The organism is Klebsiella sp. 2019SCSN059, assembly GCF_021739525.1.
GTDB classification, from domain to species: Bacteria; Pseudomonadota; Gammaproteobacteria; order Enterobacterales; family Enterobacteriaceae; genus Klebsiella; species Klebsiella quasipneumoniae.
In genome coordinates, this window is record NZ_JAKKOM010000002.1 from 119470 (window position 1) to 133646 (window position 14177).

Here is a 14177-nt window from a genome sequence, read left to right on the forward strand (position 1 = left end):
CGTTTTGCTTTCAGGCTCCCGGGTGCTGATGAAAACCAAACGCGTAACTATCAAAGATATCGCCGAACTGGCGGGCGTCTCCAAAGCGACCGCCAGTCTGGTGCTTAACGGTCGTGGCAAAGAGCTGCGCGTGGCGCAGGAGACGCGCGAGCGCGTGCTGGCGATCGCCCGCGAGCAGCACTATCAACCCAGCATTCACGCGCGCTCGCTGCGCGATAACCGCAGCCATACCATTGGCCTGGTGGTGCCGGAAATCACCAACTACGGGTTTGCCGTTTTCTCCCATGAGCTTGAGACGCTCTGCCGGGAAGCCGGCGTGCAGCTGCTTATCTCCTGCACCGACGAAAACCCCGGCCAGGAGAGCGTCGTGGTCAATAACATGATTGCCCGCCAGGTCGACGGCCTGATCGTCGCCTCGTGCATGCACAGCGATGCCGACTACCTGAAGCTCAGCGAACAGCTGCCGGTGGTGCTGTTTGACCGCTCCCCCAGCGACAGCGCCCTGCCGCTGGTGATGACCGACTCGGTCACCCCAACGGCCGAGCTGATCTCCCGCATCGCCCCTCAGCATGCGGACGAGTTCTGGTTTCTCGGCGGCCAGCCGCGGCTATCGCCATCGCGCGACCGGCTGGCGGGATTCACCCAGGGCCTGGCTCAGGCGGGGGTCACGCTGCGTCCCGAGTGGGTGATCAACGGCAACTATCACCCCAGCTCCGGCTATGAGATGTTCGCCGCGCTCTGCGCGCGGCTGGGCCGGCCGCCGAAAGCGCTGTTCACCGCGGCCTGCGGCCTGCTCGAAGGGGTCCTGCGCTATATGAGCCAGCACCATCTGCTGGACTCCAATATTCATCTCGCCAGCTTCGACGATCACTATCTGTACGATTCACTTTCCCTGCGCATTGATACCGTGCAACAGGATAATCGCCAGCTGGCCTGGCACTGCTACGATCTGCTCAGCCAGCTGATCGACGGCCAGGCGCCGGAGCCGCTCCAGCGCTATCTGCCCGCCACCCTGCAGTTTCGCCATGCCTGACGGCGCCGTCGGCAATTAGCGTTTTCGCCGGGCGCGCGCCGCCCGCCTCACCGCCAGCAGCGTGCCGGCGAGCACCGCGCCGAGGCCAATCGTGACTGGCCAACGGTAAGCCATCAGCAGCGAGGGCAAACCGCCGTCCGGCGCCAGCATCACGAGATTCCAGCCCGCCAGGCCTGCATTGCCGTTCAGCGCCCGGCTTAACATCCGCTGATGCGGGGCGAAGGGCTGAATGGTCTGGTAATGGCTGCCGAACAGCGGCGGCTGCATCTCCCTGGGAAATTGCGCCTGAACCTGGGCCAGCACGCTGGCCGGCAGCGCATGCGATGCCGCCAGCAGATGCCCGTCGCTATTTACCAGCAGCAGCTGATAATGTCGCTGCCGGGCCAGGGCATAGAGATCCGCGCGCATCACCGCCAGCGGCCAGGTGGCTTCCCGCTGCCGCGCCGGCGTGTTCATCCGCCGTTCGAGGCGTGACGCCACCCACTGCGCATCCTTCTCCAGCTGACGGGTATACATTTCGCGGCAAACCTCTCTGGCCAGAAAATGCCCGCCCCGGCCGATGATCAGGATCGCCAGGCCAACGAGCAGCGTGACGATCACGCCCCTTCTTCCCGGTCGCCAGACCGGCGAGGATTTGCCTATGGATGGTGTATTCATACGACTCCAGAAACCAGGGGGCAAGGCGTGGCCCCCTGGCGAATGGACAACAAAAGTCGCGAAACTGTACAGGATGCGCAGCGCGGGAAAAATAGACAGCCGGCGCCAGGCGGGGAGTATTTTGTTTATTTCTGGACAGGGCTGGCGGCAACGACGCGCTTCGCCGTTGCCGCCAGTTGATAAGATTAGTGTTTTTTCCGGTTGCGGCGCATGTCGATGGTCACCGCCGCGACGATAATGATCCCTTTAATAATATCCTGCACGTAGGCATCGACGCCGACAAAGGTAAAGCCGCTCTTGATCAGGCCAAGGATCATCGCGCCAATCAGGGTGCCGGTAATGCGCCCCACCCCGCCCATTAAGCTGCTGCCGCCGATCACCGCTGCGGCAATCGCGTCCAGCTCGTAGGACATCCCCATGCTGGACTGGCCGCTGCTGACGCGCGCCGCCAGCACCACCCCCGCCAGCCCGGAGAGCGCCCCGGCGATGGTGTAGACAATCACCAGGTACTTATTCACGTTGATGCCGGACACTTTGGCCGAGGTCATGTTGCCGCCGATGGCATACACATATTTGCCATACCGGGTATGCTTCAGCGCAATGTGAAACACCGCGGCGATCACGAAGAAGATGATCACCGGCATCGCCCCCTGGCCTATCGCCGTAAAGCTGTCGGAGAGGAAGCTTATCGGATTGCCCTGAGTGTAATACTGCGCCAGACCGCGCGCCGAGACCATCATCCCGAGGGTGGCGATAAACGGCGGGATACCGGTTCGCGTCACCAGGAAACCGTTGGTCAGCCCGCACAGCAGGCCGACGCCGATCCCCGCGCAAATCGGGATCACCGCCGGCAGGTTGACCAGCGCCGGGAACATCGGCGACAGGCTGTCGGAGGTTTGCGCCAGGCTCGCCGCCACCACCGCCGCGAGGGCGATAACCGAGCCGGAGGAGAGGTCAATCCCGGTGGTGATGATCACCTGGGTGACGCCGACGGCGATGATGCCGATGATCGCCACCTGCAGCACAATCAGCACCAGGCGGTTGGTATTGAGCAGGAACGACTGGTCGCGAACATACCAGCCGGCGATTTCAAATGTCAGGGCAATCACCAGCATCACCACAAAGATGCCGGTATCTTTCGGCATTTTATGCCGCAAATTAGCGAAGAAGGAGGAACCCTCGCTGGCCGGAGCCGCCGTTAATTTCATATTACTCATTCTCTGTGCCTCAATGGGATGCCAACGACAAAATGGTTTCCTGGTCGGCTTCGTCTTTTTCCAGGATGCCGGTGATACGACCTTCATGCATCACCATGACCCGGTCACTCATGCCAAGGATTTCCGGCAGCTCAGAGGAGACCATAATGACCGCCACCCCCCGGTTCGCCAGTTCACTGATAAGATGATAAATTTCCGCCTTCGCCCCGACGTCGATGCCGCGGGTCGGCTCATCGAGAATTAAGATTTTCGGTTGCGCTAACAGCCAGCGCGCAATCAGGACTTTTTGCTGATTCCCCCCGCTGAGGTTATTAATAATTTGATCCATCGTCGGCGTTTTAATATTGAGCCGGCGGATTTGCTCCATGCAGTCTTCGGCCATTTTCACGTGCTGGACAAAACCGCTCTTGCCGATATATTCCGGCATTTTTACGATACTCATATTTTCCAGCACCGACAGCACCAGAAACAGGCCCGACTTTTTGCGGTCTTCGGTTAATAACGCCATCCCCTTTTCAATCGCCACGGAGGGAGAATCAATGGTCACCGGCGCCCCGTCGATCAGCACTTCGCCGCTGTCGAAGCGTTCCATACCGAACAGGCTTTCCATCACCTCGCTGCGCCCGGCGCCCACCAACCCGGCCACGCCGAGGATCTCGCCGCGACGCACGGTAAAGCTGACGTCATGGAACACGCCCTGGCGCGTCAGGTTGCGCACCGTCAGCACCTCTTCGCCGATGGTGTTATTAAATTTCGGGAACAGCTGGGTTAATTCGCGGCCCACCATCTGGGTGATTAGCGACTGGCGGGTAAATTCGGTGGTGTTTTTGCTCCCCACCCAGGTGCCGTCGCGAAAGACGCTGATCTCATCGGTGATCGCGAAGATCTCATCCATTTTATGGCTGATATAGATGATCGCTTTGCCCTGGGCCCGCAGGTCGCGGATGATGGTGAACAGGTGAGCCACCTCGCCTTCGGTCAGCGCCGAAGTGGGCTCATCCATGATCACAATATCCGCGTTCCATGAGACCGCTTTGGCAATCTCCACCATCTGCTGGGCGGCGATGCTCAGGTCGCCCACCAGCCGGTCGGCAGTTAAGCGAATATTCAGCTTATCCAGCAGCGCCTGGGTCTGGCGGGTCAGCTGGCCGTGGTCGACAAAGCCGTACTTCATCGGCTCGCGCCCCAGCCAGATATTCTCCGCCACCGTCATATGCGGCACCAGATTCAGCTCCTGGTGAATCATCGAGATCCCCGAGCGCAGCGCATCCATGGTGTCGGTAAACTCCACCGGCTCACCTTTCACGCGAATCGATCCTTTATCCGGGCGATAGATACCGATCAGGCACTTCATTAGCGTGGATTTACCGGCGCCGTTCTCGCCCATCAGGGCGTGCACCGTTCCCGGGCGCACGCGTAATGAGACATTGTCGAGCGCCTTCACGCCGGGGAAGAACTTACTGATACCTTCGGCTTCAAGGGCAAAAGCGTTCATACATCCACCTCCGTACCACAGGTTGGCCAGGATTATTTCTGATTACGATTGGTAAATTCAGCCATGTTCTCTTTGGTGATCAGCTGATACGGCACGTCGATGATCTTTTCCACTTTCTCGCCGTTCGCCAGCTTAATGGCCGCGTCTACGGCGCCCTCGCCCTGGCCTTTCGCATCCTGGAAGATGGTGGCGATCATCTTGCCGCTCTTCAGCATCTGCAGCGCATCCGGGGTGCCATCCACGCCGGCAATGAGAATATGGTTCGGGTTTTTACCCAGCGCCTGCAGGGCGCCGATCGCCATTTCATCGTTGTTGGAGGCGATGGCCTGGATATCCTCGCCGCTGGTCATCCAGTTGCTGACCACATCCACGGCGTCATTGCGGGTAAATTTCGCGGTCTGCTTCTGCACGATTTTGATGTTCGGGTATTTCGCCACGACCTCTTCCACCCCTTTGGTGCGGTCGCGAGTGGATTCATTCGCCAGGTCGCCGAGCAGGATCGCCACATTGCCCTTGCCGTTCATCGCCTTCGCCAGCGCTTCCATCTGCAGACGACCGGCGAGAATCGAATCCGACCCCACATAGGCCATCTTGTCGGTCAGCTCCGCCTGCGGGCGACGGTTTACAAACACCAGCGGGATCCCGGCTTTGGTGGCCTGATCCATGATCGGTTTCACCGCGTTGGTATCCACCGGGTTGACGATAATGGCGTCCACGCCCTGGCCGATAAAGTTCTGCACCTGCTGCAGCTGCTGGGAGACATCCCCTTTCGCGTCCTCGATCTGCGATTTCACCCCATCTTTTTTCATCTCTTTTTGCATCGAGGTACGCAGGATCGTCAGGAAGTTATCGTCAAACAGCGCCATCGAGACGCCAATGGAGACATCTTTTGCCATAACCACCGCAGGCAGCATGCAGGCTAACAAAGAGGCAACAATCGTTTTCTTAATATTCATAGTTGATCCTTGATTTTGTAGGTACGCCGGTGAATGAAACAAAATGAAAAATTAATTTCAGTTAGATTGCGACAAATGTCTGTTGTGACGGCGACGGCGCTGCGGGGTTTTCCGCATTTCGTCGTGATCGGAATCACAAATAATGGCTGTATTATCATCACTTTTTTGAAACATCAGTCCATTTATGCCACACCGTGAATTCCAGACCATTTATTTCATTAACAAGACATTTGAAACTTTTATAAGTAAATAACTGAAATGAAAATTTTAAAACCATGCAGTAACAGAATTTTGACAGACATCTAACATTGCTGCATAAATGAGCGAAAAATGAGAGGCAGACAACGCTTTACAGCGATCGCCCCCGGCGGGGAGATCCGCGTTGTCAGGAAGGGAGGCGCCGCACGCCTTAGTCGACGTTCTCGGCGCTGTAGAGGATAAAGTCGACTTTCCCGTCGGCATAGGTTTGCGGCTGATAGCCGGACTCCAGATGGCGCAGCATCAGGTCGATCGCCAGCTGGGCGTGCTGGCGGGTGTTCTGATCGAGCGTTAACGCCAGGCTGCCCCTGGCCAGCTGCTGGCGGGTGGTATTGTAGCGCTCATGGGTGATCCAGCAGACGTCGCCTTCGCGGCGGTGGCGTGCCAGCGCCTCGGCAATCTGAGTATTGCCAAGTCCGGTGTTATAGATCCCGACAATATGCCGGCTGCGGCACAGGGCCTGCTCCAGCAGGCGGGTGATCTGCTCCCGCCGCTCTTCGCCCGCCAGCACCTCGTTGAGCTGCAGATGGGGAAAGCGCTGGCTCAGCACCTCGCGGAACCCCTGGATGCGCAGGCGATGCGCGCTGTAATCCTCCCGGCCGCTCACCATCAGCACCTCCCCGGGCCGCGGTGTCATTCTCCCCATCATTAACCCCGCCGTGCGGCCAGCCTGCAACTGATTGATCCCGACGTGGCAGAGCCGGTCGGCGCCGGGCAGATCTGTCGCCAGGGTAATGACGGGGACGCCCGCTTCCCGACAGCGTCGCAGCGCGTCATGCACCACAGGATGGTCATTGCCGAAAACGATGATCCCCTGACGCTGCTGGCCGCTGCGCATAATGCGCCGGGCCAGGGTCGCCGGCTGCGACTCCGGGACAAAGGTGCGGTGCAGGGTCAGCCGACGATAGCCGAGGCTATCCGCGACGGCGGCGAAATCCTGCGCCAGCTGCGGAAAAAAGAAAGAGTCATTGCTGCTGAGAAAGAGCTCAATCTGCCAGGGAAAGCGGTGCTCCTCCGGCAGGATACGCTTCAGCCCCGCCTCCCGCGCCGCCTGCAGCACTTTGCGCGTGGTCTGCGGCGATACGCCTCCGCGTTCGTTCAGCACCCGGTCAACGGTGGCCACGCCGACGCCAATCTGTCTGGCCAGCATCGCCAGTGACATGTTTTTCATCGCCCCTCTCTTCAATGATGGAAATACATCAAAACGGCAGTGTCAGTGAGTTTAGCAAACCGATTATGGTGGCAGCGTCCCCTCGCCATTCTGGAGAATAAAATGAAGTGCAAACGTTTTGCCCTGGTAGGCAGTGGTTTTATCGGTCAGGTTCATGCCGCCAGCCTCGCCCGTCACGACGGGAGCGAGTTGACGATGGTGGCCGATGTCGCGCCGGAGCGTGCCCAGGCGCTGGCCGCCCGCTATGGCGCCCGGGCGGTGACGGTGAGCGAGGCTCTCCGTAGCGACGCCATCGACGCTGTGCTGATCGCCAGCTCGACCCCGTCGCATGCCGAACTGCTGGAAGCCGCCGCCCGGGCGGGCAAGGCGGTCTATTGCGAAAAACCGATCGACCTTTCCCTGGCGCGCGCCCGCGAGGTGGTGGAGCGGGTGCTTCCCCTTAAGGTGCCGGTCACCGTCGGCTTTAACCGGCGCTTTGACAGCAGCCATCAGCAGTTGCGCCGCCAACTGGAGCAGGGAGCGATCGGCAGGGTCGAGCTGGTGCAGATGGTCTGTCGCGCCTCCAGCATGCCGCCGCTCGACTATCTGCGCAGCTCCGGCGGTCAGATGCGCGATCAGGCGATCCATTTCTTCGATCTTCTGCGCTTTCTCACCGGCGATGAAGTGCATACCGTAGCGGCGATAGGCGCGGCGCTGGCCCTGCCGGAAATCGCCGAATTTGGCGATGTCGACACTTCCATCCTGATGATGCAGATGCGCGGCGGCGCGCTGGCGCAGCTGGACAACACCCGCCGCACCGGCCACGGGTATGATGAACGGATCACCCTGCTGGGGGCAGAGGGCGCGCTGGAATCCGGCAGCCAGTCGCCAGCGGGCCCTACCCTATGGCGCGGCAATCAGCGCATTGAGCCAGGCCTGTGGCCGGACTGGTTCAGCCGGGTGCAAGGATCTTATTACCAGCATCTTGACGCCTTTATCCGCTCTCTGAATGGTGAAACCGTGGCCGACCTGCCCGGCCTGGTGGACGGCCTGCAGGCGCAGGCCATTGCCGAAGCGGCGGTTCAGTCTCTGCAGCGCGGCCAGTTTGTCGCCGTTGACGACTGTCGGTGAGTGGTTGCGTGGCAACCGCTATCAGGCTCTGAACCTGCCTTTATGCCGGGCGGCGGCAATGCCTTGCCCGGCCTACGGGCATGATAACCATCCATATCACACAGTTGCAGTGATATCCCAGGCCCGCGCAAGCGCCGCGCCGCGGGCAAGGACAGCTGGCGCGGAGCCGTTTTATGCCGGGCGGCGGCGACGCCTTGCCCGGCCTACGGGCATGATAACCATACATATCACACAGTTGCAGTGATATCCCAGGCCCGCGCAAGCGCCGCGCCGCCGGGCAAGGACAGCCGACGCGGAGCCGTTTTATGCCGGGCGGCGGCGACGCCTTGCCCGGCCTGCGGACATGATAACCATCAATATCAAATAGTTGCAGTGACATCCCAGGCCCGCGCAAGCACAGCGCCGCCGGGCAGCAGATATCCGGTACCGTGCGCGTCCCGGTGCCGGGCAATGGCGTGCACGCGCGCGCTGTCTGCAAACCAAAGCCCGGCCGGCCCCTTAACGTTCTTCGTTAAACACCGCGCCCACCTGGCGCCGCACCTCATCCATCACCTGCAGATTCTGCAGCACCTGACTGAGCGGCCGCAGCGGCGAGTCCCGCAGCCCCTGACCGATGCACCAGGCAAAATGCTCCGCCTGCCAGAACAGCTGGTCGTAGCGATTGCGCGGCTCTTCCCAGCGCAGCGCCTGCCCGCCCTGGCTGGCGGCGAGCGTGAACCCGCCGGGGGCGTAAAACTGACCGTCGATCGTCAGGGTCGCCTGGCGTCCGGCCACCACCGCCCCGCCCGGCGTGTTGCTGAACAACGTCGTGTTTAACAGCCCCTGCATCCCGTTCCGCCAGCTGAACAGCATTGACGTCTGGCCGTTAAGCCCCTCCGCCGTCGCGTGGCCGCGGGCGACAATCTCCTGCGGCATGCCGCCCACCATCAGCGCAAACGAGGTCAAATAGCTGCCGAGATCCATCATCGGCCCGCCGGCAAGGTCGGCATTAAAGATGCGGTGATCGGTAGTGAAATACTCGCCGTGATCGGCCAGCAGGGTATGCAGGTCGCCGAGTACCCCATCCTCCAGCAGCTGGCGGATCACATCATACTTCGGCGCGTAATCGCACCACATGGCCTCCAGCGCCAGCTTCCCCTGGCGGGCGGCTTCGGCCTGCAGTTCACCTCCTTCGCCGAGGTTGAGCGCGAAGGGCTTCTCTATCAGCACGTGTTTGCCCGCCTTCAGCGCCTGCATGCCGTCGGGAAAGTGATGGTTGTGCGGCGTCGCAATATAGACCGCATCAATATCCGGACGCGCCAGCATCTCCTCCACCCGGCCGTAAGCCTGGGGGATCCCCCATTCCGCGGCTACCCGGTCGGCCTTCGCCTGGCTGCGGGAGGCAACGGCCACCACCTGCTGCCGGCTCTGGGTTTTCAATGCGTGCACAAAGCGCTCGGCGATCCAGCCCGGACCAATGATGCCCCAGCGCAGGGAGGGAATGCTCTGCGCCGCCGGGCGGCGCGGGGTCGGTAATTGTGAGGGAAACATAGCGGCTCCTTAATCCTTAACCACGTTAACCCAGCGACGGCTGACCATCGAGGCTTCAATCGCCGACAGCACGCGCTGATTCTGTAAACCAAATTCAAAGCTGGGATAGCAGTCGTCGTCCCCACAAATCCCCTGCACCAGGTCATGCACTTCCATCACCTTGACGTCAAAATAGCCCAGCCCGCCGCCGCCAAAATCGAAGCCGAAGAAGCCGGCATAGGCCGGGATCTGGCTCCCGGCATACAGCGTTTTAAAGCCGCGGTCGTGTTTGTCATCCCGGAAGCGATACACCTGCAGTTCGTTAAAGCGCTCCCCGTCCATATACAGCGTGCCTTCGGTGCCGGAGACCTCCCAGAACACGCCGAAGATGCGCCCGGCGGCGATGCGCGAGGCCTCAATCACCCCCGCGGCGCCGCTGTCGAAATTGACCAGGCACTGAACCTGATCGTCATTTTCCACTTCCCGCCACTCGGCATCGGCCGCGACCCGGCTGGCATACCCGGCATCGGTCTGTGGCACCGGACGCTGGCGCAGGCAGGTTTGCGCGCTGGCGGTCACTTCACGGATCCCGCCCATCAAAAACTGGGCGACGGACAGGGTATGGGCGCCGAGGTCGCCAAGCGCCCCGCTGCCGCCGAGGGTTTTCGAGCAGCGCCAGGACCAGGGCAGGTTCGGGTCGTTATAAAACCCCTGATCAAAGGTGCCGCGAAAGCGCACCGGTTCGCCAATATCGCCCCGGGCGATAAGCTGCTTTGCCAGCAGCGCCGCCGGGGTTTTAATGTTGTTAAAGGCCACCATGGTCTTCACCCCCGCGCGCCGGGCCGCCTGCGCCATCTCCTGCGCCTGCTGCTCGTTAACCGCCAGCGGTTTCTCGCAATAGACATGTTTACCCGCCGCGATCGCCGCCATCGCCATCGTGTAGTGCAGATGGTTCGGCGAGGTAATATCCACCACGTCCACCAGCGGATCGTTCACCAGTTCGCGCCAGTCACCGTAAGCTTTCTCCGCCCCCAGCTTCACCGCATGACGTTCAGCCAAAGCCTGATCCTGATCCGCCAGTGCGTAAAGATAGGGGCGCTTCGGCAGATCGGGATAGAACATGGCCGCGCGACGGTAAGCGTCGGCGTGCGCCTGGCCCATAAAACCGGAGCCGATAAGACCAATATTTAACCGCGCGCTCATGATGCGTGCTCCTCTGATGATGACGGGGACGAAAAGTGGTGCGCCAGCCAGGCGAAGGCGCGGCGGGCGGTGGCAAACGGCGGCGCCATCGCCGGGTCCTGCTCGGCTTCGATAATCAGCCAGCCGCGGTAGTCGCTGTCCCGGGCAAAGTTGAGGATCGGCGCATAGTCGATGCAGCCGTCGCCAGGGATGGTAAACAGCCCGGCGCGCACCGCCTCGTTAAAGCTCAGGTTTTCGCGATACAGGCGCCCCAGCACCTGCGGACGGACGTCTTTCAGATGCAGATGGCGGATACGGTGGCCATATTTCTCCAGCACGCGCGGGATATCGACCCCGGCGACGAAGGCGTGTCCGGTATCAAACGCCAGCCCGACGTTGTCATGGGTCTGGGACAGAAACCGCTCCAGCTCGTCGTCGTGCTCCACCAGCATCATCAGATGGTGGTGATAGGCCAGCCGGAGGCCGTAGTCGCGCAGCAGCAGGTCGGCAAAGGTATTTAGCTTATGGCAATACGCCGTCAGGCTGACGCGGCTTAACGGCGGCGAGAGCGAGATCGGCTCATCAAGCGGCGTTTCACCGGGCAGTTGCCCGCACTCGCCATAGACCATTACCCTGGCGCCGAGCTGCTGCAGGAGCTGCGCGTGGCCCCGTACCGCCTCCAGCTCCGCTTCCACGCTGCGGTCGGCCAGCAAGCCGCTGTACCAGCCTGACGCCAGGCGCAGGTCAGCCGCCGCCAGCAGAGGCCCCAATGTCTCCGCCTGGCGGGGAAACTTCCGCCCTAACTCAATTCCCTGAAACCCCGCCTCCCGCGCCTCGCGCAGACACGTGTCGAGAGGGATATCGCCGCCTAAATCCTCCAGCACATCGTTGGTCCAGCACAGGGGGCTAATGCCCCACTGCAGGTGCTCTGTCGCCATGTTTATCTCCTTTTCAGCCAGTCGTCTGGTGTGCCGTCACTATAAGCAGGCGACGACCAGCGATGAAAACGGAGAAATGATGGAAATCCATCATTGCCGCGTGCGAAATATCCGCTGGCGCGAGTAGCCCTGAAAAATAAATGGAAATAATGCTTGCCGCAGGCTTATTTTGCGGATAAAAATTACTGGCTTAATAACCCGCTTCAGAGGTTATCCCTTTCATTCGAAATATGATGATAGCAATATGAAAAAATCTCAACACCGCAGCGGCGCGGGCTTTAGCCCTGCGCCCAGGCCTGGCCTGCTGTTATTTGCGTAAGTGACAAATAGTCCCTTTTAAAACATCAATTACTTAACATTCTCTCTGCAATAATATGACATGCAGCGGGAAGGTACGGTGATAAATAAGCTCAGGGCAATGATGTTTTTACAAATAAATAACCCTTCTCCTTTCTGCTCGTTATTTATCAGGAATGGCTGCGGTTATATTTATTCGGACGCCCCTGGAGAATGCACCAATGTATATCAACCTTTATGACAATGCGCGCCGCTATCGCGATGAGAAACAATAAGATGAATAAGACCTGGCTTTTCACCACCCTCACCCTGGCGCTGGTCGCCGCCGCGCCGGCCCACGCCATTAGCGCGAAATACCGGGAACAGCTTGAACGCTCCGGTTGCACGCAGATGACCGACGGAACCACCTGCGATATTCATAAAACCAAAGCCGAGAATGCCGCCGCCGCGCAGCAGGCCAGCAGCGGCTTCGGCCCCTGGGTGGGCACCTGGTATGTTTATACTGACTATGGCAATAAAATTGATGAGATTACCGTCACCGCTAAAACGGTGAAAACCCATGGTCATCTGGTCGAGGAGGCGAAAGCCAGCCAGGGTAAATTGACGTTCCGGGTGAAAAGCTCAGCCTTTACGCTGAACGACGCCTTTAACGGCGTATGGGCAAACGGCAGCCAGCGCGGCACGTTGCAAAAAGTCCTGTAATAACATTGCCCTGCCGACAGGATGGGGATAATGCAGGAAGAACCTCCCGGCGCAGGCCGGGAGGGAGTGCAACGGTTTACTTCTGCGGACGCATCGCCGGGAAGAGGATCACGTCGCGGATGGTGTGGCTGTTGGTAAACAGCATCACCATCCGGTCGATACCGATGCCCAGACCGGCGGTCGGCGGCAGACCGTACTCCAGCGCGGTGACGTAGTCTTCGTCATAGAACATCGCTTCGTCATCGCCCGCCGCTTTGGCGTTAACCTGATCCTGGAAACGCTGCGCCTGGTCTTCGGCGTCGTTCAGCTCGCTGAAACCGTTACCGATTTCGCGGCCGCCGATGAAGAACTCGAAGCGGTCGGTGATTTCCGGGTTGACGTCGTTACGGCGCGCCAGCGGGGAGACTTCCGCCGGGTATTCGGTGATGAAGGTCGGCTGGATGAGGTGCGCTTCCGCCACTTCGTCGAAGATTTCGGTGACGATGCGCCCCAGACCCCAGCTTTTCTCTACCTGAATACCGAGAGATTCCGCCAGCGCTTTCGCCGCGTCGAAGTTATCCAGATCCGCCATGTTGGTTTCCGGACGATGTTTTTTGATCGCCTCGCGCATGGTCAGTTTTTCAAACGGCTTGCCGAAGTCAAACACCTGGTCGCCATACGGCACCTCGGTTTTGCCCAGCACCGTCTGCGCCAGGGTGCGGAACAGCGACTCGGTCAGTTCGATCAGGTCTTTGTAGTCCGCGTACGCCATGTACAGTTCCATCATGGTGAACTCTGGGTTATGACGTACCGAGATCCCTTCGTTGCGGAAATTACGGTTGATTTCAAACACGCGTTCGAAGCCGCCGACCACCAGACGTTTCAGATACAGTTCCGGCGCGATGCGCAGGTACATATCGAGATCCAGCGCGTTGTGATGCGTGATAAACGGACGGGCGGAAGCGCCGCCGGGGATCACCTGCATCATCGGGGTTTCCACTTCCATAAAGCCGCGGGCTACCATGAACTGACGCATGGTCGCGAGGATCTGCGAGCGGATGCGGAACGTATGGCGCGACTCTTCGTTCGCGATCAGATCCAGATAGCGCTGGCGATAGCGGACTTCCTGATCCTGCAGGCCGTGGAATTTATCCGGCAGCGGGCGCAGGGCTTTGGTCAGCAGGCGCAGCTCGGTGCAGTGGATGGAGAGTTCGCCAGTTTGCGTTTTGAACAGCTTGCCGCGGGCGGCGATGATGTCGCCAAGGTCCCATTTCTTAAACTGTTCGTTGTAGACGCCTTCCGGCAGGTCATCGCGGGCCACGTACAGCTGGATACGGCCGCCGACGTCCTGGAGGGTGACGAAGGAGGCTTTGCCCATCACGCGGCGGGTCATCATCCGGCCGGCCACCGCAACTTCAACGTTCAGGGAAGCGAGTTCATCGTTATCCTTCGCATCGAATTCAGCGTGCAATTGGTCAGAGGTATGATCGCGACGGAAATCGTTGGGGAAAGCTACGCCCTGCTCACGCAGCGCAGCCAGTTTTTCGCGACGAGTTTTCAGTTCATTATTAAGGTCAATGGCCTCATCGGCACCTTGTGCTTGTTGTTCAGACATATGGGTTCCTCATAACCTTGCTTTCAAACTAGCTTCGATAAATTGAACCAGGTCACCC

The 14177-nt window shown here is 59.9% G+C and carries 12 protein-coding genes and 1 pseudogene; 4 read left to right on the forward strand and 9 right to left on the reverse strand.

Annotated features, from left to right (window positions below; genetic code table 11):
- The first annotated feature begins 22 nt into the window (after positions 1–22).
- Positions 23–1033, forward strand: coding sequence for a LacI family DNA-binding transcriptional regulator (locus L2I46_RS03215; protein ID WP_017898803.1), 1011 nt, complete (start codon positions 23–25; stop codon positions 1031–1033).
- 47 nt (positions 1034–1080) lie between these two features.
- On the opposite strand, the pseudogene L2I46_RS03220 reads toward L2I46_RS03215, so the two are convergent.
- The 5 genes and pseudogenes from L2I46_RS03220 to L2I46_RS03240 all read right to left on the reverse strand — a co-directional run bounded on the left by L2I46_RS03220 (position 1081) and on the right by L2I46_RS03240 (position 6787).
- Positions 1081–1690: pseudogene (locus L2I46_RS03220) on the reverse strand (hypothetical protein).
- A 185-nt stretch (positions 1691–1875) separates the two neighbouring features.
- A complete protein-coding gene (locus tag L2I46_RS03225) occupies positions 1876–2898 on the reverse strand; it encodes an ABC transporter permease (RefSeq protein ID WP_004152946.1) in 1023 nt (340 codons plus the stop codon).
- 19 nt (positions 2899–2917) lie between these two features.
- The gene (locus L2I46_RS03230) at positions 2918–4402 is read right to left on the reverse strand and encodes a sugar ABC transporter ATP-binding protein (protein WP_004202401.1); all 1485 of its coding nucleotides are present in this window, start codon (positions 4400–4402) and stop codon (positions 2918–2920) included.
- Positions 4403–4434: 32 nt separating this feature from the next.
- The gene (locus L2I46_RS03235; RefSeq protein WP_002892597.1) at positions 4435–5358 is read right to left on the reverse strand and encodes a sugar ABC transporter substrate-binding protein; all 924 of its coding nucleotides are present in this window, start codon (positions 5356–5358) and stop codon (positions 4435–4437) included.
- A 409-nt stretch (positions 5359–5767) separates the two neighbouring features.
- Positions 5768–6787: a LacI family DNA-binding transcriptional regulator gene (locus L2I46_RS03240; RefSeq protein ID WP_023288687.1), complete on the reverse strand. Its 1020-nt coding sequence runs from the start codon at positions 6785–6787 to the stop codon at positions 5768–5770.
- A gap of 102 nt (positions 6788–6889) precedes the next feature.
- Here L2I46_RS03240 and L2I46_RS03245 point away from each other — a divergent pair, with 102 nt between their 5' ends.
- Positions 6890–7897: a Gfo/Idh/MocA family oxidoreductase gene (locus tag L2I46_RS03245; RefSeq protein ID WP_236947546.1), complete on the forward strand. Its 1008-nt coding sequence runs from the start codon at positions 6890–6892 to the stop codon at positions 7895–7897.
- Between the two features lie 498 nt (positions 7898–8395).
- On the opposite strand, the gene L2I46_RS03250 is transcribed toward L2I46_RS03245, so the two are convergent.
- The 3 genes from L2I46_RS03250 to iolE are packed head-to-tail and all read right to left on the reverse strand — an operon-like array spanning position 8396 to position 11526.
- Positions 8396–9427, reverse strand: a complete 1032-nt coding sequence (locus tag L2I46_RS03250; protein WP_072420813.1) for a Gfo/Idh/MocA family protein — start codon at positions 9425–9427, stop codon at positions 8396–8398.
- Between the two features lie 9 nt (positions 9428–9436).
- Positions 9437–10609, reverse strand: a complete 1173-nt coding sequence (locus L2I46_RS03255; RefSeq protein ID WP_023288684.1) for a Gfo/Idh/MocA family protein — start codon at positions 10607–10609, stop codon at positions 9437–9439.
- Entirely contained in the window at positions 10606–11526 is a 921-nt protein-coding gene (iolE, locus tag L2I46_RS03260) for a myo-inosose-2 dehydratase (protein ID WP_064157809.1), read from the reverse strand. The genes L2I46_RS03255 and iolE overlap by 4 nt, the downstream gene beginning before the upstream one ends.
- On the opposite strand from iolE, the gene L2I46_RS29500 reads away from it, so the two are divergent.
- A complete protein-coding gene (locus L2I46_RS29500) occupies positions 11525–11653 on the forward strand; it encodes a hypothetical protein (protein ID WP_257965528.1) in 129 nt (42 codons plus the stop codon). The genes iolE and L2I46_RS29500 overlap by 2 nt on opposite strands.
- 446 nt (positions 11654–12099) lie before the next feature.
- Entirely contained in the window at positions 12100–12525 is a 426-nt protein-coding gene (locus L2I46_RS03265) for a hypothetical protein (RefSeq protein ID WP_032429107.1), read from the forward strand.
- A 76-nt stretch (positions 12526–12601) separates the two neighbouring features.
- Here L2I46_RS03265 and lysS read toward each other — a convergent pair whose 3' ends face one another.
- Positions 12602–14119: a lysine--tRNA ligase gene (gene lysS, locus L2I46_RS03270; RefSeq protein ID WP_004202393.1), complete on the reverse strand. Its 1518-nt coding sequence runs from the start codon at positions 14117–14119 to the stop codon at positions 12602–12604.
- Between the last annotated feature and the right edge of the window lie 58 nt (positions 14120–14177).